Raw genomic sequence first — 23,550 nt, 5'->3', positions numbered from 1 at the left:
AGGGGCTACGGTTCCTCGCTTATTTCAGCGTACAGTCACCGCATTGCTGAACGTCGGGCAGGCGATAGCGCTGGCAGCAGGTTCTGCGAACTAACAGTCCCTCGCGTGGAACAACGGTACGCCACAGGGGGTTATCCTGGCCGCAGGAGAGTTGTTTCTCAAAAAAGCAGGTCTGGCGCAGCGTGTTCAACAGTTCTTCACCTAACAACGGCTTCATTTCCGTTAAGTACCAGTGAATTAAGTATCCCGTATTACTCCAGATAAGCTTTGCGTTGATCTCGCCTGTCGCTTCCAGCGCCTGCACAACCGGCGTCAGCGCTGTGAGAATCAGCGTTTCCATACGTTGTTGAGGAGACAGGGCCGTGGTCTGGTGATCCTGATGCACATCGATCCAGAAGCAGGCTGCACGGCCCGTTTCGTGGAATTCTACGTGCATGTGTTCAGGAGAGACATCGATAGCCTCTTTTTGCGTCAGCAGAGCTACCATGAGCGGAGGCATCATCAGGCCGATATACCACTGGGCCCAGAGAGAAATCAGCGGTTTATTTTCGCGTGTCAGCGTAGGTTGGTTGCGATAGATATGGTCTGAATAAACGGCCAACAGCGAACTGAGCGTCGCCGGTTGCGTCCATTCATGTAGCGTCATCGCGCCCGGTACGGGGATTTCGTCAAGACGAATGAAGTCCAGTAGGTGCTCACGGGTCTTGGCTATCGTTTCGCGTACAGCAGCAGCCAGCGAGGGCATCTTTGCTGGGAGGTGGCTACGCCAGATGACATCTTCAACGATCGGTGCGGAACGATAAGCCATGGCAATATACGGATGTTAATCTAAATGATAATGATTGCTAATCCTATAGTTGACAATGAACGATGGCAAGATCTTTGTCACGATGCTGGGTGCCACCGCACATATAGCTCAGAGTGAAGGGCGGTTTACCCGTAGCTCATCGCTGACCAGCGTGTTGTTACGCCCGAGGTTTTTCGCCTCGTATAGGGCTTTATCCGCTCTGGCGATAGCGGCCTCAATATCCTGCTCTACCAGAGGCGCAATGCCAATACTGACGGTCACGTTGGTTGCCACGCTTTCGTTAAACATGTGGGGTATTTTAAGGTCGTACACTTTCTGACGAATACGCTCGGCGGCAGCCTGTGCCTGCTGCGGATCGATCGCGGTCAGCAAAACCATGAATTCTTCGCCGCCGAATCGCGCCACCACATCCCGGGAGCGTACGGAATCACGAATGGCCGCTGAGACGCGGATCAGCGCCTGGTCACCCATCATATGCCCGTAATGATCGTTATAGGCTTTGAAGTGGTCGATATCTAATAACAACACGTAGTGCTTCGAGTTGCTCAGCGCCAACAGTGTATCGAGTCTGTGTTGCAGCCCCCGGCGGTTATATAAACCAGTAAGCGGATCAAGCATGCTGAGTCCGCTGAGCGTTTCTCGTTCCTCCAGCAGTTTGTACATCAACTGCTGGGCGAAACCATCGTAGCGCTTTTGAATCACATGCTGGATGGCGATCCCGGCCATCGGTAACGCCATAAAATAGAAAATTCGTAAACCGTGCTCGTTGCCGCTAAGCCATAAACAGACGGCGACGGAAGGCAATGAGTGAAGCGTAAACGCGATGATATTATTGGCAAAAGCAATAGATCCAATAAACAGTACACTGAGCAGCGCGATTAACAGAAAATAATAGTCATTATGACCGAGCGTGGAATATTTCTGAAAAATATGAAATGCCCATAACAAGCCAAAAATTATTGAAATAAAAGGGAGATTAATTTTTTTATCCGTATATTTCCCATGCCATATAAGCAGCAGCGTGCTGGTGATCAGTATCAGCAGAGCCGGTACTGATACGGCTTTGACGGCAAAAAGTGGGAAAAAAAGCGTAAACAGCGCGGAGACTGCGTTGAGAAGCAGAAACAAACGCAACGAGAGTTGATATTTTTTAGTGCGCAGAGTTCGCCAGGATTGTACTGTCATAGGTAAATATTGTTAGTTATCTGTAATATACGAAGATGTGTTGGTAAATAAAACAAATAACGAACGGGGCATCATTCGCTGAGGTCTTTATTTTTAGTTGAAGCGTTAATCGGCGAGCAATTTATCACCTTAGGTTATTCATGTCATCAATCGTTAAGTAAAACTCATATAATTGATAGTGCCTTCCAGCTGACAAATGAGAAAATATATCATATGATATTGGTTATCATTATCAATGTCGTAGGTGGAACCATGTTGCAACGTACGCTGGGCAGTGGATGGGGAGTTCTGTTGCCGGGGATGCTCATTGCCGGAATGGCATTTACCGATCTGTCAGTCTATGTATGGAAGGTAATGATTGTATTAGGATTACTACTGACTTCGCTCATGCTATATCACAAGCGCTTACGGCATTTTGTTCTGTTACCTTCATGCGCGGCGTTGATCGGCGGCATTGTGCTGGTAATGATGAACTGGAATCAGGGATAAGCGAAACAGGGAAGAAAGCGAGAGGAAAATAAGATAATTGGTGCGAGGGGGGGGACTTGAACCCCCACGTCCGAAAGGACACTAACACCTGAAGCTAGCGCGTCTACCAATTCCGCCACCTTCGCACAGTCATCTTATTTTTTTGATATCGCCTCGTTGGTGCGAGGGGGGGGACTTGAACCCCCACGTCCGAAAGGACACTAACACCTGAAGCTAGCGCGTCTACCAATTCCGCCACCTTCGCACAGTCATCTTATTTTTTTGATATCGCCTCGTTGGTGCGAGGGGGGGGACTTGAACCCCCACGTCCGAAAGGACACTAACACCTGAAGCTAGCGCGTCTACCAATTCCGCCACCTTCGCCCAGTGCGAGCAATATCAATGTGGATTATGGTGCGAGGGGGGGGACTTGAACCCCCACGTCCGAAAGGACACTAACACCTGAAGCTAGCGCGTCTACCAATTCCGCCACCTTCGCACAGTCATCTTATTTTTTTGATATCGCCTCGTTGGTGCGAGGGGGGGGACTTGAACCCCCACGTCCGAAAGGACACTAACACCTGAAGCTAGCGCGTCTACCAATTCCGCCACCTTCGCATACCATCGACACTCAAAAAGTATCGTTACCACGGAGGCGCATTCTAGTTGTTTTCAACTTTTCGTCAATAGTTAATTGTACAGGCTGGGCCGATTGATGCAAAAACGGCCATGTGAATGGCCGTTCGCTGCGAGACAATTACGCTTTTTTCGCCTGACGCGTCATGATGGTGCGATAGACCTTGAAGCGTCCGGTCTGTGCGATAACTTCATGGAATCCGAATACCTCATCCAGCACCTTTGGATAGGGCAGGAAGGCGTTCGCCACGATACGCAGTTCACCGCCGCTGTTGAGATGACGCACCGCGCCGCGAATCAGCGTTTGCGCGGCATCGAGGCTGGTCTGCATCCCATCATGGAACGGTGGGTTGGAGATGATCATATCAAAGCGGCCCGTCACGTCAGAAAAAACGTTACTGGCGATCACATCACCTTCAATACCGTTGGCGGCAAGCGTGGCGCGGCTGGCTTCAACAGCGGCCGCACTTACATCACACAGGGTTAAGCGAACTTTTGGCGAGTGGCTGGCTAAAGCGACGGAAAGTACGCCAGCGCCACAACCGACATCCAGAATTTTACCTTTGGTATGCGGCGTCAGTGTGGAGAGTAGCAATTGGCTGCCAATATCCAGGCCGTCACGGCTGAATACGCCCGGCAGCGTTTTGATGGTCAGATTATCAACCTGATATTCATCCCAGTATTTTTCTGCATCAAAGACTGGCTGTTTTTCCAGACGGCCGTGGTACAGGCCACAGCGACGGGCGCTGTCGACTTTATTCAGCGGTGCGTATTCGGCCAGCATCTGCTCTGCACTACGTACGCCACTGCGGTTCTCACCGACAACAAAAACATCGCTGCCCACCGGTAACAGCGACAAAATATTCATCAGTTGGAACTGCGCTTCCGGCTTATTCTTCGGCCAGTAGTAGATTAGCGTATCGCTATCGGCAACGTCATCGGCCCTGGCAACGAGGCTGAAACGGACGTTGTCACCCATCTGGCGGTTCAGCACCTGCCAGTGATGAAGTTGTTGAGTGTGCGCACGGCTGGCGGCGCTTTCGAAGTGGGCAGGTAGGTCATCCTGCAAATCACCGGCAAACAGAATACGGCTTTGTTCGAAATCATCACTGTGGCGCAGCAAGACTTCACTTGCCGGGGTAAAAGCAGACATGGAGTGCTCCTTAAATTGTACAGCCGGGGATTATAGTTGTTTGATGGCACGGATTCGACAAATTTGCTATATTTGCGCCCCTGATAGACAGGAGTGTTTCGCTATGACATCCCGACGAGACTGGCAGTTACAGCAACTGGGCATTACGCAGTGGTCGCTGCGTCGTCCTGGCGCACTGCAGGGCGAAATCGCGATCTCCATTCCTGCGCATATCCGTTTAGTGATGGTTGCTGCACAACTACCCGCGCTAACCGAACCGTTAATGAGCGATATTTTACGCGCAATAACCGTCAGCCCGGATCAGGTTTTACAGTTGACGCCTGACCGTGTCGCCATGCTACCGCAGGGCAGTCGCTGTAATAGCTGGCGGCTGGGAACCGAAGAGCCGCTGCTGCTGGAAGGCGCTCAGGTCGAGAGTCCTGCGTTTAATGAATTACGGGAAAACCCAGCGGCCCGTGCCGCGTTATGGCAACAAATCTGCGCATATGAACACGATTTCTTCCCTCGAACCGACTGATTTACCTGCAGCATTTCAGATTGAAAAACGCGCCCACGCTTTTCCGTGGAGTGAAAAAACATTTGCCAGCAACCAGGGCGATCGCTACCTCAATTTTCAGTTGAGGGTTGACGACGTGATGGCCGCCTTTGCGATTACGCAGGTGGTGCTGGATGAAGCTACGCTGTTCAATATCGCTGTCGATCCTGACTTTCAGCGCCAGGGCCTGGGGCGCGAGCTGCTGGAGCACCTGATCGATGAGCTGGAAAAGCGTGGCATTTTGACGCTGTGGCTGGAAGTGCGCGCCTCAAATGCTGCCGCTATCGCACTGTATGAAAGCCTGGGCTTTAACGAGGCGACGATCCGGCGCAATTATTATCCGACGGCCGATGGTCATGAAGACGCCATTATCATGGCATTGCCAATCAGCATGTAAGACAAGGTGTAATGATGAAGAAGTGGGACTGGATTTTCTTTGATGCCGACGAAACGCTGTTTACATTTGACTCGTTTACCGGCTTACAGCGGATGTTTCTCGACTATAGCATTACCTTTACCGCTGAAGATTTTCAGGACTACCAGGCCGTGAATAAACCGCTATGGGTGGATTATCAAAACGGCGCGATTACTTCATTGCAACTGCAGCACGCCCGTTTCCAGAGCTGGGCTGAACGCCTGAAGGTCGAACCAGGCCAGCTTAATGACGCATTTATCAATGCGATGGCGGAGATCTGCTCGCCGTTGCCTGGGGCGGTTTCTCTGCTCAATGCGATTCGTGATAAAACGAAAATCGGTATCATTACTAACGGCTTTACGGCGTTGCAGCAAATCCGCCTTGAGCGGACGGGGCTGCGCGACTATTTCGATCTGCTGGTGATTTCTGAGCAGGTTGGAGTGGCAAAACCCGATCCCCGTATTTTTGACCACGCGCTGGAGCAGGCGGGCAATCCTGATCGTTCCCGCGTGCTGATGGTGGGCGATACCGCAGAGTCCGATATTCTGGGCGGCATTAACGCTGGGCTATCCACCTGCTGGCTAAATACGCACCATCGCGAGCTGCCAGCGGGCATTCAGCCGACATGGACGGTGGCGTCATTAAGCGAACTGGAGCAGCTCCTGTGTAAACACTGATTGCCTCCCCCCCGTTGATGGGTAAAATAGCCGCAATTTTTTCGTATTCAACATGCGCGGCGCATTGCCGCGTTTACTAAGAAGATTGAATTATGACGTTGTCTCCTTATTTGCAAGAGGTGGCCAAGCGCCGCACTTTTGCCATTATTTCTCACCCGGATGCCGGTAAAACGACCATTACTGAAAAGGTCCTGTTATTCGGACAGGCGATTCAGACCGCCGGTACGGTAAAAGGCCGTGGCTCCAGCCAGCATGCAAAATCTGACTGGATGGAGATGGAAAAGCAGCGTGGTATCTCCATTACCACCTCTGTGATGCAGTTTCCGTATCACGACTGCCTGGTGAACCTGCTGGACACCCCGGGGCACGAAGACTTCTCCGAAGATACTTACCGTACTCTGACGGCGGTAGACTGCTGTCTGATGGTTATCGACGCCGCGAAAGGCGTTGAGGATCGTACCCGCAAGCTGATGGAAGTTACCCGTCTGCGCGATACGCCGATCCTGACCTTCATGAACAAACTCGACCGTGACATCCGTGACCCGATGGAGCTGCTGGATGAAGTCGAGAACGAGCTGAAAATCGGCTGTGCGCCGATCACCTGGCCGATTGGCTGCGGGAAGCTGTTCAAGGGCGTTTATCACCTTTATAAAGACGAAACTTACCTGTACCAGACGGGTAAAGGCCACACCATTCAGGAAGTGCGCATTGTTAAGGGGCTGAATAACCCGGAACTCGATGCCGCCGTGGGCGAAGATCTGGCGCAGCAGCTGCGCGACGAGCTGGAGCTGGTGCAGGGCGCGTCTAACGAGTTCGACCATGATCTGTTCCTCGCGGGCGAAATCACCCCGGTCTTCTTCGGTACCGCGCTGGGTAACTTCGGCGTTGACCATATGCTGGACGGCTTAGTGGAGTGGGCGCCTGCGCCGATGCCGCGTAAAACTGATACCCGCACCGTGGAAGCCTCAGAAGAGAAGTTCACCGGCTTCGTGTTTAAAATCCAGGCCAACATGGATCCGAAACACCGTGACCGCGTGGCGTTCATGCGTGTGGTTTCCGGTAAGTACGAGAAAGGCATGAAAATGCGCCAGGTGCGCATTGGTAAAGACGTGGTGATCTCTGATGCGCTGACCTTTATGGCCGGTGACCGTTCTCATGTGGAAGAAGCGTATCCGGGCGATATTCTCGGTCTGCACAACCATGGCACTATTCAGATCGGCGATACCTTCACCCAGGGTGAAATGATGAAGTTCACCGGTATTCCGAACTTCGCGCCGGAGCTGTTCCGTCGTATTCGCCTGAAAGATCCGTTGAAGCAGAAGCAACTGCTGAAAGGGCTGGTTCAGCTGTCGGAAGAGGGTGCGGTGCAGGTCTTCCGTCCAATTGCTAATAACGATCTCATCGTGGGCGCTGTCGGTGTGCTGCAGTTCGACGTGGTGGTTTCACGCCTGAAGAGCGAGTACAACGTTGAAGCGATTTATGAGTCGGTCAACGTGGCGACCGCGCGCTGGGTAGAATGTTCTGACGTGAAAAAATTCGAAGAATTTAAGCGTAAAAACGAAGTTCAGCTGGCGCTGGATGGTGGCGATAACCTCACCTATATCGCACCGACCATGGTTAACCTGAATCTCACCCAGGAACGTTACCCTGACGTTCAGTTCCGCAAAACGCGCGAACACTAATCGCCTCCCAGGGCACGGAATCCGCCGTGCCCGGTAACTTTTCCTGTCTTTTAAATCCCTTGCGGAATGTTCTTAAAACCTCTCGTTTTTCTGTTGTTTGCCTGTTTTTTAGTCAATCCGGACTGCGATCACGAAATTCTGAACTATATTTAACAATGTGATGACATAAATATCGGCGTTAAATGCTTTTTAGGCTGCCTGTTGCAGCTTCTATTGCTGATATTTATTCCACTTACAAGATTAGTTGCTGGTTAACGCCGTTTACGGCAGACCATCGCTTTTAGCAAAACATACAGGAATACATCGATGACAATGACAGGACTTAAGATTTCTAAAACGCTGCTGGCCGTGATGCTGACCTCCGCTGTTGCAACGGGTTCTGCTTTTGCAGAAAACGCCACGACGGATAAAGCGCAATCTGGTGTCGAAAGTGCGGGGCAGAAAGTCGATAGCTCTATGAACAAAGTCGGTAATTTCATGGATGACAGCACTATCACAGCAAAAGTAAAAGCTGCGCTGGTGGATCACGAAAGCATCAAGAGCACCGATATTTCCGTGAAAACAGACCAGAAAGTGGTGACGTTAAGCGGGTTTGTTGAAAGCCAGGCACAGGCTGAAGAAGCCGTGAAAGTGGCCAAAGGCGTTGAGGGCGTAACCTCAGTGAGCGACAAACTACACGTACGCGACAGCAAAAGCACATCCGTAAAAGGCTATGCGGGCGACACGGCAACCACCAGCGAAGTTAAAGCAAAACTGCTGGCTGATGACATTGTCCCTTCCCGTAAAGTGAAAGTAGAGACCACTGATGGAGTGGTTCAACTTTCCGGCACCGTTGACTCAAAAGCACAAAGCGATCGTGCTGAGAGCATCGCCAAAGCGGTTGATGGCGTGAAAAGCGTCAAAAACGACCTTAAAACTCAGTAATTCGACTTAATTCGTCCTCCTGACGTTTGTCGGGAGGCGTGTTGTGCACCACACTAAAAATATCGCCGATGAGCAGCCTGAGCGCTCATAACAAGCGGTGACATTAACTATGGTAAAGGAGAAGCGCATGTTTCGATGGGGCATCATATTTCTGGTTATCGCGTTAATTGCCGCCGCACTGGGTTTTGGTGGACTGGCAGGTACCGCTGCAGGCGCAGCGAAAATTGTTTTCGTGGTGGGGATCATTCTGTTTCTGGTCAGCCTGTTTACCGGTCGTAAACGACCCTAGTAAGTAAACCGTAAAGATAACTTGCTACCAAGCCAGTCCAGTGGACTGGCTTTTACGGTTTTAGCGTCAGGCAATTTGCGTTACTTTGTTGTTCTATTACAAAAACAACAGGAAGGCAGAGGTGGGGCAGAGAATACCCGTCACGCTCGGTAATATTGCGCCGTTATCGTTACGTCCGTTCCAACCAGGCAGTATGGCGCTGGTGTGTGAGGGCGGGGGACAAAGAGGCATTTTCACCGCTGGCGTACTGGATGAATTCATGCGTGCGCAGTTTAATCCCTTTGACCTTTACTACGGGACGTCCGCCGGTGCGCAAAACCTTTCAGCCTATCTGTGTAACCAGCCTGGTTATGGCCGTAAAGTCATTATGCGTTACACCACCCGTCGTGAGTTTTTTGACCCGGTACGCTTTGTGCGCGGGGGAAACTTAATCGATCTCGACTGGCTGGTGGATTCGACCGCATCCCAGATGCCGCTGGCGATGGATAACGCCGAGCGTTTGTTTGCCGCAGGGAAAGCGTTTTATATGTGCGCCTGTCGGGGGGATGATTATACGCCAGGTTATTTTTCGCCGAACCGACAAAACTGGCTCGATCTCATTCGCGCCTCCAGCGCTATTCCGGGATTCTACCGCACAGGTGTTGCGCTGGACGGTGTGAACTATCTGGACGGGGGAGTAAGCGATGCCATACCCGTGCAGGAGGCGGCGAAGCGCGGCGCAAAAACGCTGGTGGTGATCCGCACTGTGCCTTCGCAAATGTACTACACCCCGCAGTGGTTTAAACGTATGGAGCGCTGGCTGGGCGAAAGCAGTCTGCAACCGTTGCTGAATTTGGTCCAGCACCATGAAACCAGCTATCGCGCGATCCAGAGCTTTATTGAAAAGCCGCCGGGTAAGCTGCGAATCTTTGAGATCTATCCGCCAAAACCGCTCCATAGCATGGCGCTGGGCAGCCGTATTCCGGCGCTGCGAGAAGACTATAAGACCGGGCGTTTGTGTGGTCGTTACTTCCTGGCCACCGTCGGCAAGTTGTTGGCGAAAAACGCGCCATTGCCTCGTCAGACGCCGAAGATTGTCGTGCCGGGACCGGTGGTGGTTCCTCCCGCACCGGTGGCCAACGATGCCCACGCGCCGGTGGTGACCAATGCGCCTCAGGCTAACGATACAACGTTTGATAACGAGGATCTGGCGTGAGTTTTCGCTTCATTGATACACATTGTCACTTTGATTTCCCGCCGTTTACTGACGATGAGCCCGCCAGCATTCAACGTGCTGCGGCGGTCGGTGTGAATTGCATCATTGTTCCGGCGACGCAGGCGGCAAACTTTTCCCGCGTACTGGCGTTAGCGGAAAAGTATCCGCCGTTGTTTGCTGCTTTGGGTCTGCATCCCATTGTTATTGAACAACACGGCGATGAAAGTCTGGACCAACTGCAGCAGGCGCTGGATACGCGCCCGCAAAAGCTGGTAGCCGTGGGCGAGATTGGACTGGATCTTTACCGGGACGATCCGCAATTTGATAAACAAGAACGGGTGCTGGACGCGCAGCTTAACCTGGCGAAGCGTTACGAACTGCCGGTGATCCTGCATTCGCGACGGACTCATGACAAATTGGCGATGCTTCTGAAACGTCATGCTCTGCCACGAACCGGCGTGGTGCATGGTTTTTCCGGGAGTTTGCAGCAGGCGCAACGCTTTGTGCAACTGGGGTACAAAATTGGCGTTGGCGGCACTATTACCTATCCACGCGCCAGTAAAACCCGTGAGGTGATGGCGCAACTGCCGCTGGAATCACTCCTGCTGGAAACCGACGCGCCGGACATGCCGCTCAATGGCTTTCAGGGGCAGCCCAACCGCCCCGAGCAGGCGGTCAGAGTATTTGGGACATTATGCGAACTGCGTTCGGAGCCTGCGGACGTGATAGCAGATGCGCTGTATCGCAATACGACCGCGTTGTTTAATGTGTGATTGTTGGGTGCCGGATGGCGGTTGCGCTTTATCCGGCCTACAAATGATGTCGTCGCATCCGGCAATCACAGATACAGCGCCGGGAAAATCAGGTTATCCACACCACGTTCGCGCAATCCTGCCGCCAGTTGCTCCACATCCTCTGGCGTTGCGCTCGGCCAGTCTTTTGCTTCGCCATACACCCCATGCGCATGAAAGGCGTTCAGCCGCACCGGTACGTCGCCTGACTGCTTAATGAACGCTGCCAGCGCATCAATATGTTGCAAATAATCCACATGGTCGGGGATCACTAACAGGCGTAGCTCAGCAAGCTTTCCCTGCCTTGACAGAAAGGTAATGCTTTGTTTAATCAGCGTATTATCTCTCCCGGTAAGCTGGCGATGGTACGTGCTATCCCACGCTTTTAAATCGAGCATTACGCCGTCGCACACCGGCAATAGTTTTTGCCAGCCGGTTTCGCTCAGCATGCCGTTACTGTCGACCATGCAGGTCAGATGTTGCAGCAGAGGATCGCTTTTGAGCGCGGTAAACAGCGCCACAATAAACGGTAACTGGGTAGTTGCTTCGCCACCGCTGACCGTAATTCCCTCAATAAACAGGGCTGCCTTGCGAATATGCTGCAGCACCTGATCAACGCTCATGGTTTGCGCCATCGGCGTCGCCTGCTGCGGGCACAGGTGCAGGCAGGTGTCGCACTGCTGACACACATCGGACTGCCACCATACTTTCCCTGCACTCAGGCTTAGCGCTTCATGCGGGCAATGCAGCACACATTCTCCGCAGTCGTTGCAGCGCCCCATCGTCCATGGATTGTGGCAGTTCTTACAGCGCAGATTACACCCTTGCAGGAACAGAGCCAGGCGGCTGCCCGGCCCGTCGACGCAGGAGAAAGGGATCAGTTTACTGACTGAAGCGCATCTGCTGTTCATGGCTTATCACACGAGGTTGTCGTTCCAGAATACGCGTATTGCGTGCGGCCTCTTCACCAAGCCAGGTGGTGTTAGTGCGAGATCCTTCGGCACGATATTTTTCCAGATCCGACAGGCGCACCATATAGCCCGTGACGCGGACCAGATCGTTGCCGCTCACGTTGGCGGTGAATTCACGCATTCCGGCTTTAAACGCGCCGAGGCACAGTTGCACCAGCGCCTGTGGATTACGCTTGATGGTTTCATCCAGCGTCAGGATATCGCTGATCCCGGCGTGATAATATGCGTGATGCGGCGCGACGGTTTGCAGATGGGTGATCGGGTCAGGTTCATCACCATAAGGCAGACGCGCGCCGGGCGTGGTGCCGATGTCAGAACTGATCCCCGACTGCGCATGCAGCATTGCGCGCTGCTTCCAGCCATACTTCACCGGTGTGCGTTCGACAAACTCCGCCAGTTGGGCGCTAATGCGGTATCCGAGCTGATTGGCGAACGCCTCTTTCCCATAGCGGGCGCTTTGTCCTGCCTTTTCACATAGCAGGTTTACCGCTTCCGCCAGACCATACATCCCGAACATCGGCACAAAACGTTCGGGATCAACCAACCCTTCCTGTACGAGGAAGCTATTCTCAAAGAAATGTGATTTCTCGTAGAGGAATTCACATCGTGAATCAATGATAGCGATTTGCTGCTGGCAGTAGTGCGGTAGGGTGCGCGTAAAGAAGTCATCGATAGAGGTGCTGCGCTCTGCGATGGCTTTCAGATTAAGCCTGACCAGCGTGCTACCGCCTCCGGAGAGCGGTAAAGAGTTGTAACAACTCACGACGCCATACTGACCTTTTGTGAAAATTTTATCATTTTCGGTGCCGTTGGATATATGTGGCTTACTGCACTCGCAGATATTTTGCGCCACGTTGAGCAGCAGATCGTCAGGGGTGATTTGCGGATCATAAATAAATGTCAGATTCGGTGAAACCTGCTTTAACTCTGCATCTGCGCGTAAAATTGCACGAGTAACTGGTGTATCGGCGGGGCCGATATTGGCATGCATAAACGCGTCTGGCAGGGTTCTGTCGAGATAACGCCAGAAACGTTTTATTCGAATATCGATCTCATCTTGTGTTAGAATTCTAACATATGGTTGCAACAGGGCGTCGAGCTGACCGAGGTAGACCGGCATTGAGGTCACTGATGGAACGTGGTGGTACAGGATGGTGAGCAAGGATAACGCATCATCAAGGTCGCTGGCTCCTTCAAGCTCCAGCCATGAGGAGCCGTTGGCCAGAAAACGCGCATAGTCGGGTAAGACATAGCGCGGTTTGAACGGGGCATGACCTTCGTACATATCGCAGATCACCCCGTCATCCAGCGCCTGGCGGGCTTCAGCGGGCAGTTGCGGATAAGGCAGCGCGTTTTCAGCCTCCAGCGCCAGAAAGTGGCGTTTCTGCTCAGGACTGAGCGTCGGGCTGGTCACGATTTGTTGGCACCGCTGTTGCAGCGCGAATTCGCTTGAAGTGGGCATCGTTGGTTCCTTTATGTGCCGAAGGTATCGCGCCATTGTAGAAAGCAACAGCGCCCCAACCTTTGATCCGGATGCGCCTGATGCCACCCCATCGTGTCTGGAAAGATGAATTATTTGAAGTAGATCTCATTAGAGTAATGCAAATCTGTATGTGGTTTTCATTAACTGTGATGTATATCGAAGTGTAATGGCGAGCGGATGTTAGAATACTAACAAACTCGCAAGGTGAAATTTTATACGGCGAAGCCGTTGGAGAATGTTATGACCGATTTAACAGCAAGCAGCCTGCGTGCCCTGAAACTGATGGACCTGACCACCCTGAATGACGACGACACCAATGAAAAAGTGATCGCGCTGTGTCATCAGGCGAAGACCCCGGTTGGCAACACGGCAGCAATTTGCATCTATCCACGTTTCATTCCTGTTGCACGTAAGACTCTGAAAGAGCAGGGCACGCCGGACATCCGTATTGCCACCGTCACCAACTTCCCGCACGGCAATGACGACATCGAGATCGCGCTGGCTGAAACCCGCGCGGCGATTGCCTACGGTGCTGACGAAGTTGACGTGGTGTTCCCGTATCGTGCGCTGATCGCGGGTAACGAGCAGGTTGGTTTTGACCTGGTTAAAGCCTGTAAAGACGCCTGTGCAGCGGCAAACGTGCTGCTGAAAGTGATCATCGAAACTGGGGAGCTGAAAGAAGAAGCCCTGATTCGCAAAGCGTCTGAAATTTCTATCAAAGCGGGTGCTGATTTCATCAAAACGTCTACCGGTAAAGTACCGGTCAATGCGACGCCAGAAAGCGCACGCATCATGATGGAAGTGATCCGTGATATGGGCGTTTCTAAAACCGTTGGATTCAAACCCGCTGGCGGCGTACGTACTGCAGAAGATGCACAGCAGTTCCTGGCGATTGCTGACGAACTGTTTGGCGCCGACTGGGCGGATTCCCGTCATTACCGCTTTGGCGCATCCAGCCTGCTGGCGAGCCTGCTCAAAGCGCTGGGTCACGGCGACGGTAAGAGCGCAAGCAGCTACTAAGTTTGAATTGCCCATCGTAGGCCGGATAAGGCGCTAGCCGCCATCTGGCATCAATACGACTTGCCGGGGAGCGCACTGCTTACCCGGCCCATAATCGGGAGGTTAACGTGTTTCTCGCACAAGAAATTATTCGTAAAAAACGTGATGGTCATGCGCTGAGCGATGAAGAAATTCGTTTCTTTATCAATGGGATTCGTGACAACACCATCTCTGAAGGGCAAATCGCCGCCCTGGCGATGACCATTTTCTTCCACGATATGACAATGCCCGAGCGTGTGTCGCTAACCATGGCAATGCGTGATTCAGGAACCGTGCTGGACTGGAAAAGCCTGCAACTGAACGGCCCGATTGTGGATAAACACTCTACCGGCGGCGTGGGTGACGTAACGTCACTGATGTTAGGCCCGATGGTTGCTGCCTGCGGCGGCTATATTCCGATGATTTCCGGGCGCGGCCTGGGTCATACCGGCGGTACGCTCGATAAACTGGAAGCGATTCCTGGGTTTGACATCTTCCCGGACGACGCACGTTTCCGTGAAATTATTAAAGACGTGGGTGTGGCGATTATTGGGCAAACCAGCTCGCTCGCACCGGCGGATAAACGTTTTTATGCCACCCGCGATATTACCGCGACGGTGGATTCCATCCCGCTGATTACCGGCTCTATCCTGGCGAAAAAGCTGGCGGAAGGGCTGGATGCGCTGGTGATGGATGTGAAAGTAGGCAGCGGCGCGTTTATGCCGACCTATGAACTTTCTGAAGCCCTTGCCGAAGCGATTGTCGGCGTGGCGAACGGGGCGGGTGTCCGTACCACCGCACTGTTAACCGATATGAACCAGGTGCTGGCTTCCAGCGCAGGTAACGCGGTAGAAGTCCGCGAGGCCGTCCAGTTCCTGACCGGTGAATACCGTAATCCGCGTCTGTTAGACGTCACCATGGCGCTGTGCGTGGAAATGCTGATCTCCGGCAATCTGGCGAAAGATGACGCCGAAGCCCGCGCGAAATTGCAGGCGGTGCTGGACAACGGTAAAGCGGCGGAAATTTTTGGCCGTATGGTTGCGGCGCAGAAAGGCCCGACCGACTTCGTCGAAAACTATGCGAAGTATCTGCCGACGGCGATGCTCAGTAAAGCCGTCTATGCTGATACCGAAGGTTTCGTCAGCGCGATGGATACCCGTGCGCTGGGTATGGCAGTCGTTTCTATGGGCGGCGGACGCCGTCAGGCATCGGACACCATTGATTACAGCGTCGGCTTTAGCGACATGGCCCGTTTGGGCGACAGCGTAGACGGACAGCGTCCGCTGGCAGTGATCCACGCGAAAGATGAAGCCAGCTGGCAGGAAGCGGCGAAAGCGGTCAAAGCGGCAATCAGCCTTGACGATAAAGCGCCAGAAATTACACCGACAGTCTATCGTCGTATAACCGAATAACTGTATACTGATCTGATCGCTTTTTTGCGGCGCAGATGTATGGAGAACAAGATGAAACGTGCATTTATTATGGTGCTGGACTCCTTTGGTATTGGTGCGACTGAAGATGCGGATCGCTTTGGCGACGTAGGCTCAGACACTATGGGACACATTGCAGAAGCCTGTGCGAAAGGCGAAGCTGATAATGGTCGCAAAGGCCCACTGAATCTGCCTAACCTGACCCGTCTGGGCCTGGTGAAAGCTCACGAAGGTTCTACCGGTAAAATTGCTGCTGGTATGGACGGTAACGCGGAAGTCATTGGCGCCTATGCATGGGCGCATGAACTCTCTTCCGGGAAAGATACGCCGTCTGGCCACTGGGAAATCGCCGGTGTTCCGGTTCTGTTTGACTGGGGCTATTTCTCCGATCATGAAAACAGCTTCCCGCAGGAGTTACTGGACAAACTGGTTAAGCGTGCCAACCTGCCGGGTTACCTCGGTAACTGCCACTCTTCCGGTACTGTGATTCTGGATCAACTGGGCGAAGAACATATGAAAACCGGGAAGCCGATTTTCTATACCTCCGCTGACTCCGTGTTCCAGATTGCCTGCCACGAAGAGACTTTTGGCCTGGATAAACTTTACGAGCTGTGCGAAATCGCCCGTGAAGAGCTGACCGAAGGCGGTTACAACATCGGTCGTGTTATCGCGCGTCCGTTTATCGGTGATAAAGCCGGTAACTTCCAGCGTACCGGTAACCGTCACGACCTGGCCGTTGAGCCGCCAGCGCCGACCGTGCTGCAGAAACTGGTTGACGAGAAAAAAGGTCATGTTGTCTCTGTCGGTAAGATCGCGGACATTTACGCCAACTGCGGTATCACTAAAAAAGTGAAAGCGACCGGTCTGGATGCGCTGTTCGACGCCACCATCAAAGAGATGAAAGAAGCGGGTGACGAGACCATTGTCTTCACTAACTTTGTGGACTTCGACTCTTCCTGGGGCCACCGCCGCGACATCGCGGGCTATGCCGCAGGTCTGGAACTGTTTGACCGCCGTCTGCCGGAGCTGATGGAGCTGGTGGGTGAAGATGATATTCTGATCCTCACCGCCGACCACGGCTGCGACCCGAGCTGGACCGGTACCGACCATACCCGTGAGCACATTCCGGTGCTGATCTACGGTCCGAAAGTGAAACCTGGCTCTTTAGGTCATCGTGAAACCTTCGCGGATATCGGCCAGACGCTGGCGAGCTACTTTGGCACATCGCCGATGGACTACGGTAAAAACATGCTGTAATACCCGTTGTCTTTCGCGTTGTAGATGCGTTGACTTCATTCGTTCACCCCGGTCACATAGTTTATCTATGCTCCCGGGGATTCACGAATTCGTCGCCTTCCTACAACGCGAAATCCTTAGGGTATTTCACTGTTTTTGCACACGTTTTGTAGGCCTGATAAGGCGTAGCCGCCATCAGGCGATAACAACGAGATAAGGATAAAAAAATGGCAACTCCACATATTAATGCAGAAATGGGTGATTTCGCTGACGTCGTATTGATGCCGGGCGACCCGCTGCGTGCAAAACATATTGCTGAAACTTTCCTCGAAGATGTTCGTGAAGTGAACAACGTTCGCGGCATGTTAGGTTTCACCGGTACTTACAAAGGCCGTAAGATCTCCGTGATGGGCCACGGTATGGGTATCCCATCCTGCTCCATCTACACCAAAGAGCTGATCACCGATTTCGGCGTGAAGAAAATCATTCGCGTTGGCTCCTGCGGCGCTGTGCGTATGGACGTCAAACTGCGCGACGTGGTGATCGGTATGGGCGCCTGCACCGACTCTAAAGTGAACCGTATCCGCTTTAAAGATCATGACTTTGCGGCTATCGCTGACTTTGACATGGTACGTAACGCAGTTGATGCGGCAAAAGCGCTGGGCGTTGACGCGCGCGTAGGCAACCTGTTCTCCGCTGACCTGTTCTACTCTCCGGACGGCGAAATGTTCGACGTGATGGAAAAATACGGCGTACTGGGCGTGGAAATGGAAGCGGCGGGCATCTATGGCGTTGCTGCTGAGTTTGGTGCGAAAGCGCTGACTATCTGCACCGTGTCCGACCATATCCGTACCCACGAGCAGACCACTGCCGCTGAGCGTCAGACGACCTTCAACGACATGATCAAAATCGCGCTGGAATCCGTTCTGCTGGGCGATAAAGAGTAAGACTGTGTTATGCCCGGTGGCGCCGCGCTTACCGGGCCTCGCGATCGTAGGCCGGATAAGGCGTAGCCGCCATCCGGCTTTTTTTTATTAACGTACGGCGAGTGCAATCCATGCCGACAGTTCCCGCAGTTCTTTTTCCTGCTCCGGGAAATCAACCAGCAGCGCCTCGCACTCCTGTTGTAGCATATCCGCGCGGTACAAACACCCTTGTAGTCGCCCCGCCAGCGCTTCCAGCGGCGCGGGATTGAGGCTGTCGGTAAAGACCTGTGCACGGGTGATATGACCTTTTTCGACGTCGAAATGTAGCTCGACGCCGCCCCAGGTGAAACGCTCGTCCAGCAAATGTGAGAATGCCGGCGCCTGGCCGAAATTCCACTCCCAACTGCTCTGGCGCGCAAAGGTTTCGGCAAAATTCGGCAGATCCGGCGTTTTATCCGGGGATATTACTTCTGCTTCGACGCGCTCGCCGTAATGGGCGAAAAAGGCGTCCGTGACCGCCTGGCAGACCTGTTCATGGGTGATGCCCGGTAATAGCTCGGTAAGATTGGCCACGCGAGAGCGAACGGAGGTAATCCCTTTCGCCGCGAGTTTCTTTTTATCCGGATTCAGATAGTTCGCCAGGCGACTGAGGTCAGCATTCAGCAGCAGCGTACCGTGATGGAAGCCGCGATCTTTGGTTTCGCGATAGGCTGAACCAGAGACTTTGCGATCGCCGTCCGGCGTTTTCACCACCAGATCGTTGCGTCCCGAAGCATCGGCCATAACGCCCAATGAATTCAATGCGTTGAGTACGATAGAGGTAGAGATAGTTTTGTCGTATTCCGGTTTGCCGGCCATAAAGGTAAAGCAGGTATTGCCTAAATCATGAAACACCGCGCCGCCGCCGCTGCTGCGACGAGCGAGCCGCACGTTATCCTCTTCCATACGGCGGGTATTGCACTCTTTCCATGGGTTTTGCGCCCGGCCAATCACCACCGTATCGGCGTTACGCCATAAGAACAGAACGCGCTGCGTGGCGGGCATCTGGCGAAATATGCACTCTTCAACCGCCAGGTTAAACCACGGATCGTAAGAGTCTGAGATAAGCAGACGCAGGGTAGTCATAGCGATTTCCTTTTCTTAATCATCTTTATCTTCTTCCTGCACCGGTTTGTTGGCGGTAAGCAGGAACGGCGATTGTTGCCAGCGGGTGCGTTTACCTTGCAGTAAGGTCCGGGTCAGCACCACGCCAATCGCCAGTGACAGGAGCAGCATAAGGCGTAGAATGTTGGTGGTGTTATCCACCTGTTTGGCCTCGGTGGCGAGCGTGTGGGTATCCAGCGTCAGGCGCAGATAGCCCAGTGGACCATTTTTGCCTTGAATGGGTTCGACAATCTGCTGGTTGAAATATCCCCCGGCTTTTTTACCGTCCAGCGCCAGTCGGTCACGAACGTTAACGCTCTCACCGGTACGGGTAATCAGGTCACCCTGTTCATCGTACACGCCCGCATCCAGAATACGGCTACTTTCCGTCAACTGCGTGAGCACTGCTTTAATGCGTTTTTCATCCGGTGTTTCGGTATGCATCAGCGGCGCGACGTTTAATGCAACCTGACGTGCCAACGTACGGGCCAGCTCTTCCAGTTGCGGGTTACGTTGTTGCTGGTGGCTTTGACTAAACCAGGATGCGCCCTGCATCAGGGCGACGAGCAGCGCCAGGCAGGACAATACAATCACTGCACGATGTAGTCGGAATTTCAGTTTTGTGCGAGCCATATTCCACCTGCTGAAAATTTGAGACTTAATGTTGCCAGAAGCGCTGGTTACAGGGTAGCCTCATGCGTTATTTTCCCCTGGATGATTCCGACCCGAACGATTTTACAGGAGCTTTAATGCCTAACATTACCTGGTGCGATCTACCCGAAGATGTCTCTCTGTGGCCAGGTCTGCCCCTCTCTTTAAGTGGCGATGAAGTCATGCCGCTGGATTACCACGCGGGCCGTAGTGGCTGGCTGCTGTATGGTCGCGGGCTGGATAAACAACGTCTCACGCAATACCAGAGCAAACTGGGCGCGGCGATGGTGATCGTGGCCGCCTGGTGCGTTGAGGATTATCAGGTGATTCGCCTGGCAGGTTCGTTAACGCCGCGTGCGGCAAAACTGGCGCATGATGCCAAACTGGATGTTGCGCCGCTAGGCAAGATTCCACATCTGCGTACGCCGGGTTTGCTGGTGATGGATATGGATTCAACGGCGATCCAGATCGAGTGCATTGATGAAATCGCGAAGCTGGCCGGCACCGGTGAGATGGTTGCAGAAGTTACCGAACGTGCGATGCGCGGTGAGCTGGACTTTACCGCCAGCCTGCGCAGCCGTGTGGCAACGCTGAAAGGTGCGGATGCCAATATTCTGCATCAGGTACGCGAAAATTTACCGCTGATGCCTGGCCTGACTCAACTGGTGTTGAAGCTGGAAACGCTGGGTTGGAAAGTGGCCATCGCCTCCGGTGGGTTTACCTTCTTTGCGGATTATCTGCGTAATAAGTTACGTCTGACGGCGGCTGTAGCAAACGAGCTGGAGATCATGGACGGGAAATTTACCGGCAACGTGATTGGCGACATCGTCGATGCGCAGTACAAAGCCAATACGCTGACCCGTCTGGCGCAAGAGTATGAGATCCCGATGGCGCAGACGGTGGCGATCGGCGACGGCGCGAACGATCTGCCGATGATCAAAACCGCGGGGTTGGGCATTGCGTATCATGCCAAACCCAAAGTGAATGAAAAGACAGAGATTACTATCCGTCACGCCGATCTGATGGGGGTGTTCTGCATTCTCTCCGGCAGCATGAACCAGAAATAGTTTTGATGCCTGATAAGCGTCAGCGTCATCCGGCAACAGCGTTAACGAAAGAGGTAAAACGTGGCAAAAGCTCCAAAACGCGCCTTTGTTTGTAATGAATGCGGGGCCGATTACCCGCGCTGGCAGGGGCAATGTAGCGCCTGCCAGGCCTGGAACACCATTACCGAGGTGCGCCTTGCCGCGTCGCCGACGGTGGCGCGTAACGAGCGGCTCAGCGGCTATGCCGGGAATGCGGGTGTCGCAAAAGTGCAGAAGCTGTCTGACATCAGTCTTGAAGAATTGCCGCGTTTTTCCACCGGATTTAAAGAGTTTGACCGTGTGCTGGGCGGCGGTGTGGTGCCCGGCAGCGCTATTCTGATTGGCGGTAACCCCGGCGCGGGCAAATCGACCCTGTTGCTGCAAACTCTGTGCAGGCTGGCGGAGCAGATGAAAACGCTGTACGTCACTGGCGAAGAGTCGCTACAGCAGGTGGCGATGCGCGCGCATCGGCTTGGCCTGCCGACGGCGAATCTGAACATGCTGTCGGAAACCAGCATCGAACAAATTTGCCTGATTGCCGAAGAAGAACAGCCGAAACTGATGGTGATCGACTCCATTCAGGTGATGCACATGGCGGATATTCAGTCTTCGCCGGGCAGCGTGGCGCAGGTGCGCGAAACTGCCGCTTACCTGACGCGCTTTGCCAAAACGCGTGGCGTGGCGATTGTGATGGTAGGTCATGTGACTAAAGACGGATCGCTGGCGGGGCCAAAAGTGCTGGAGCACTGTATCGACTGCTCGGTGCTGCTCGACGGTGACGCCGATTCCCGCTTTCGTACCCTGCGTAGCCATAAAAACCGCTTTGGCGCGGTGAATGAGCTTGGCGTCTTTGCCATGACCGAGCAGGGCCTGCGTGAAGTCAGCAACCCTTCCGCTATCTTCTTAAGCCGTGGCGATGAAGTTACTTCCGGTAGTTCGGTGATGGTGGTCTGGGAAGGTACGCGTCCGCTGCTGGTAGAGATTCAGGCGCTGGTCGATCACTCAATGATGGCGAACCCGCGTCGCGTGGCGGTCGGTCTGGAACAGAACCGTCTGGCGATTCTGCTGGCGGTGCTGCATCGTCACGGCGGCTTACAGATGGCGGATCAGGACGTGTTCGTCAACGTGGTCGGCGGTGTCAAAGTCACCGAAACCAGCGCCGATCTGGCGCTGCTGCTGGCAATGGTCTCCAGCCTGCGTGACAGACCGCTGCCGCAGGATTTAGTGGTCTTTGGCGAAGTGGGACTGGCGGGCGAGATTCGCCCGGTGCCGAGCGGCCAGGAGCGTATTTCTGAAGCGGCGAAGCATGGCTTCCGTCGGGCGATTGTGCCTGCCGCCAACGTCCCGAAAAAAGTGCCGGAAGGGATGCAGGTTTTCGGCGTTAAAAAGCTTGCAGATGCGTTAAGCGTGTTTGACGACTTATAATCCTCTGTATGCAGTGATGTTGTATAATTTGCCGGATGGCGACGCAATGCGTCTTATCCGGCCTACGGATTGATGTTGTAGGCCTGATAAGCGAAGCGCCATCAGGCAGTGTTACGCGATTTTTCCAGCAGGAGGCTCTTGTGTCATCGTTCGACTATCTCAAAACCGCCATAAAGCAAAAGGGCTGTACCCTGCAACAGGTGGCGGATGCCAGTGGCATGACCAAGGGATATTTAAGCCAACTGCTGAATGCCAAAATCAAAAGCCCCAGCGCGCAAAAGCTGGAGGCGTTGCACCGTTTTCTCGGGCTGGAGTTTCCGCGCCAGCAGAAAAATATCGGTGTGGTATTCGGTAAATTTTATCCGCTGCACACCGGCCACATCTATCTGATCCAGCGCGCCTGTAGTCAGGTCGATGAGCTGCATATCATCATGGGGTATGACGATACGCGCGATCGCAGCCTGTTTGAAGACAGCGCCATGTCGCAACAGCCGACGGTGCCCGATCGTTTACGTTGGCTGCTGCAAACATTTAAATATCAGAAAAATATCCGAATTCATGCCTTCAACGAAGAGGGTATGGAGCCGTATCCGCACGGTTGGGACGTGTGGAGCAACGGTATCAAAACGTTTATGCAGGAGAAGGGGATCCAGCCAAACTGGATCTACACCTCTGAAGAGTCAGATGCGCCGCAGTATCTGAAACATCTGGGGATCGAAACGGTGCTGGTGGATCCGAAACGAACGTTTATGAACATCAGTGGCGGGCAAATTCGCGAAAACCCGTTTCGCTATTGGGAGTATATTCCCACCGAAGTGAAACCGTTTTTCGTGCGCACCGTGGCGATCCTTGGCGGGGAGTCGAGCGGAAAATCCACGCTGGTGAACAAGCTCGCCAATATCTTTAACACCACCAGTGCGTGGGAATACGGGCGTGATTACGTCTTCTCCCATTTGGGCGGCGACGAGATGGCGTTGCAATATTCCGACTACGATAAGATTGCCCTCGGACAAGCGCAATACATTGATTTTGCTGTCAAGTATGCCAATAAAGTGGCGTTTATCGATACCGATTTCGTGACCACTCAGGCATTCTGTAAAAAGTACGAAGGGCGCGAACACCCGTTTGTGCAGGCGCTGATTGATGAGTACCGTTTTGACCTGGTGATCCTGCTGGAAAACAACACTCCATGGGTGGCGGATGGTTTGCGTAGCCTTGGCAGCTCGGTTGACCGAAAAGCGTTTCAGTCGCTGTTGGTCGAGATGCTGCAGGAAAACAATATCAATTTCGTGCACGTTCAGGAGCCTGACTACGATGGCCGATTCCTGCGCTGCGTGGAGTTGGTGAAAGAATTGATGGGTGAGCAGGGTTAGGTTTTAATGCCGGATGGCGCCGCGCTTATCC

23 protein-coding genes and 5 tRNA genes are annotated in these 23,550 nt (G+C 53.4%); 16 read left to right on the top strand and 12 right to left on the bottom strand.

Annotation, left to right across the window (positions count from 1 at the left end; translation table 11 throughout):
* Positions 1-19: 19 nt before the first annotated feature.
* Both fhuF and FDW92_RS01120 read right to left on the bottom strand, forming a co-directional pair.
* Positions 20-808, bottom strand: a complete 789-nt coding sequence (fhuF, locus tag FDW92_RS01125; protein WP_042312536.1) for a siderophore-iron reductase FhuF — start codon at positions 806-808, stop codon at positions 20-22.
* Positions 809-916: 108 nt separating this feature from the next.
* Positions 917-1,993, bottom strand: a complete 1,077-nt coding sequence (locus FDW92_RS01120) for a GGDEF domain-containing protein (RefSeq protein WP_042312533.1) — start codon at positions 1,991-1,993, stop codon at positions 917-919.
* Between the two features lie 252 nt (positions 1,994-2,245).
* Between FDW92_RS01120 and FDW92_RS01115 the strand changes: the two genes are divergently transcribed.
* Positions 2,246-2,482, top strand: a complete 237-nt coding sequence (locus tag FDW92_RS01115) for a DUF1435 domain-containing protein (RefSeq protein WP_072277010.1) — start codon at positions 2,246-2,248, stop codon at positions 2,480-2,482.
* Between the two features lie 38 nt (positions 2,483-2,520).
* Here FDW92_RS01115 and FDW92_RS01110 read toward each other — a convergent pair.
* The 6 genes from FDW92_RS01110 to rsmC form a co-directional block, all read right to left on the bottom strand.
* Positions 2,521-2,607, bottom strand: a tRNA-Leu gene (locus tag FDW92_RS01110).
* 32 nt (positions 2,608-2,639) lie between these two features.
* Positions 2,640-2,726 (bottom strand) — tRNA-Leu (locus FDW92_RS01105).
* 32 nt (positions 2,727-2,758) lie between these two features.
* Positions 2,759-2,845, bottom strand: a tRNA-Leu gene (locus tag FDW92_RS01100).
* Between the two features lie 28 nt (positions 2,846-2,873).
* Positions 2,874-2,960: transfer RNA gene (locus FDW92_RS01095), tRNA-Leu, on the bottom strand.
* Between the two features lie 32 nt (positions 2,961-2,992).
* Positions 2,993-3,079: transfer RNA gene (locus FDW92_RS01090), tRNA-Leu, on the bottom strand.
* 139 nt (positions 3,080-3,218) lie between these two features.
* Positions 3,219-4,250 (bottom strand): 16S rRNA (guanine(1207)-N(2))-methyltransferase RsmC, encoded by a 1,032-nt coding sequence (gene rsmC / locus FDW92_RS01085; RefSeq protein WP_042312527.1) that lies wholly within the window; start codon positions 4,248-4,250, stop codon positions 3,219-3,221.
* Positions 4,251-4,353: 103 nt separating this feature from the next.
* On the opposite strand from rsmC, the gene holD reads away from it, so the two are divergent.
* The 8 genes from holD (at position 4,354) to FDW92_RS01045 (ending at position 10,740) form a co-directional block, all read left to right on the top strand.
* Positions 4,354-4,767: a DNA polymerase III subunit psi gene (holD, locus tag FDW92_RS01080; RefSeq protein ID WP_038636992.1), complete on the top strand. Its 414-nt coding sequence runs from the start codon at positions 4,354-4,356 to the stop codon at positions 4,765-4,767.
* Positions 4,736-5,182 (top strand): ribosomal protein S18-alanine N-acetyltransferase, encoded by a 447-nt coding sequence (rimI, locus tag FDW92_RS01075; protein ID WP_038636994.1) that lies wholly within the window; start codon positions 4,736-4,738, stop codon positions 5,180-5,182. Before holD ends, rimI begins: the two co-directional genes overlap by 32 nt.
* Before the next feature lie 14 nt (positions 5,183-5,196).
* Entirely contained in the window at positions 5,197-5,877 is a 681-nt protein-coding gene (gene yjjG, locus FDW92_RS01070) for a pyrimidine 5'-nucleotidase (RefSeq protein WP_042312525.1), read from the top strand.
* Positions 5,878-5,969: 92 nt separating this feature from the next.
* A complete protein-coding gene (prfC, locus tag FDW92_RS01065; RefSeq protein ID WP_006686587.1) occupies positions 5,970-7,559 on the top strand; it encodes a peptide chain release factor 3 in 1,590 nt (529 codons plus the stop codon).
* Between the two features lie 306 nt (positions 7,560-7,865).
* Complete coding sequence (gene osmY / locus FDW92_RS01060; protein WP_038636996.1) at positions 7,866-8,483, top strand: molecular chaperone OsmY; 618 nt, start codon at positions 7,866-7,868, stop codon at positions 8,481-8,483.
* A gap of 127 nt (positions 8,484-8,610) precedes the next feature.
* Positions 8,611-8,772, top strand: a complete 162-nt coding sequence (locus FDW92_RS01055) for a DUF1328 family protein (RefSeq protein ID WP_003019081.1) — start codon at positions 8,611-8,613, stop codon at positions 8,770-8,772.
* Between the two features lie 121 nt (positions 8,773-8,893).
* Positions 8,894-9,967, top strand: coding sequence for a patatin family protein (locus tag FDW92_RS01050; protein WP_042312523.1), 1,074 nt, complete (start codon positions 8,894-8,896; stop codon positions 9,965-9,967).
* Positions 9,964-10,740: a metal-dependent hydrolase gene (locus tag FDW92_RS01045; protein ID WP_042312521.1), complete on the top strand. Its 777-nt coding sequence runs from the start codon at positions 9,964-9,966 to the stop codon at positions 10,738-10,740. Before FDW92_RS01050 ends, FDW92_RS01045 begins: the two co-directional genes overlap by 4 nt.
* 65 nt (positions 10,741-10,805) lie before the next feature.
* Here FDW92_RS01045 and FDW92_RS01040 read toward each other — a convergent pair whose 3' ends face one another.
* Both FDW92_RS01040 and FDW92_RS01035 read right to left on the bottom strand, forming a co-directional pair.
* A complete protein-coding gene (locus FDW92_RS01040) occupies positions 10,806-11,669 on the bottom strand; it encodes a YjjW family glycine radical enzyme activase (RefSeq protein WP_042312519.1) in 864 nt (287 codons plus the stop codon).
* Positions 11,641-13,191, bottom strand: coding sequence for a YjjI family glycine radical enzyme (locus tag FDW92_RS01035; RefSeq protein WP_042312517.1), 1,551 nt, complete (start codon positions 13,189-13,191; stop codon positions 11,641-11,643). The genes FDW92_RS01040 and FDW92_RS01035 overlap by 29 nt, the downstream gene beginning before the upstream one ends.
* A 261-nt stretch (positions 13,192-13,452) precedes the next feature.
* Here FDW92_RS01035 and deoC point away from each other — a divergent pair, with 261 nt between their 5' ends.
* From deoC to deoD, 4 genes are all read left to right on the top strand, one after another.
* Positions 13,453-14,232 carry a deoxyribose-phosphate aldolase gene (deoC, locus tag FDW92_RS01030; RefSeq protein ID WP_042312514.1) on the top strand — a complete coding sequence of 260 codons (780 nt, stop codon included), beginning with the start codon at positions 13,453-13,455 and terminating at the stop codon, positions 14,230-14,232.
* 107 nt (positions 14,233-14,339) lie between these two features.
* Positions 14,340-15,662: a thymidine phosphorylase gene (gene deoA, locus FDW92_RS01025; protein ID WP_016151609.1), complete on the top strand. Its 1,323-nt coding sequence runs from the start codon at positions 14,340-14,342 to the stop codon at positions 15,660-15,662.
* 51 nt (positions 15,663-15,713) lie between these two features.
* Complete coding sequence (gene deoB / locus FDW92_RS01020; RefSeq protein ID WP_042312511.1) at positions 15,714-16,937, top strand: phosphopentomutase; 1,224 nt, start codon at positions 15,714-15,716, stop codon at positions 16,935-16,937.
* Between the two features lie 206 nt (positions 16,938-17,143).
* Positions 17,144-17,863 (top strand): purine-nucleoside phosphorylase, encoded by a 720-nt coding sequence (gene deoD / locus FDW92_RS01015; RefSeq protein ID WP_000224864.1) that lies wholly within the window; start codon positions 17,144-17,146, stop codon positions 17,861-17,863.
* A gap of 87 nt (positions 17,864-17,950) precedes the next feature.
* Here the strand turns inward: deoD and lplA are convergent, their stop codons facing one another.
* Together lplA and FDW92_RS01005 are read right to left on the bottom strand one after the other, a co-directional pair.
* Positions 17,951-18,967: a lipoate--protein ligase LplA gene (gene lplA / locus FDW92_RS01010; protein WP_042312508.1), complete on the bottom strand. Its 1,017-nt coding sequence runs from the start codon at positions 18,965-18,967 to the stop codon at positions 17,951-17,953.
* A 15-nt stretch (positions 18,968-18,982) separates the two neighbouring features.
* A complete protein-coding gene (locus FDW92_RS01005) occupies positions 18,983-19,618 on the bottom strand; it encodes a YtjB family periplasmic protein (protein WP_038637011.1) in 636 nt (211 codons plus the stop codon).
* Positions 19,619-19,734: 116 nt separating this feature from the next.
* Between FDW92_RS01005 and serB the strand changes: the two genes are divergently transcribed.
* The 3 genes from serB (at position 19,735) to nadR (ending at position 23,519) form a co-directional block, all read left to right on the top strand.
* On the top strand, positions 19,735-20,703 hold the full coding sequence (gene serB, locus FDW92_RS01000) for a phosphoserine phosphatase (RefSeq protein WP_038637014.1): 969 nt from the start codon (positions 19,735-19,737) through the stop codon (positions 20,701-20,703).
* A gap of 60 nt (positions 20,704-20,763) precedes the next feature.
* Positions 20,764-22,146 (top strand): DNA repair protein RadA, encoded by a 1,383-nt coding sequence (gene radA, locus FDW92_RS00995; protein WP_001728171.1) that lies wholly within the window; start codon positions 20,764-20,766, stop codon positions 22,144-22,146.
* 140 nt (positions 22,147-22,286) lie between these two features.
* A complete protein-coding gene (gene nadR, locus FDW92_RS00990; RefSeq protein WP_042312507.1) occupies positions 22,287-23,519 on the top strand; it encodes a multifunctional transcriptional regulator/nicotinamide-nucleotide adenylyltransferase/ribosylnicotinamide kinase NadR in 1,233 nt (410 codons plus the stop codon).
* Positions 23,520-23,550: the final 31 nt, after the last annotated feature.

This window comes from Citrobacter sp. wls706 (assembly GCF_005281305.1).
Taxonomy (GTDB): Bacteria; Pseudomonadota; Gammaproteobacteria; order Enterobacterales; family Enterobacteriaceae; genus Citrobacter; species Citrobacter werkmanii.
Note: the sequence above shows the minus strand (reverse complement) of the source record. Positions and strands in the feature narration are given on the sequence as shown.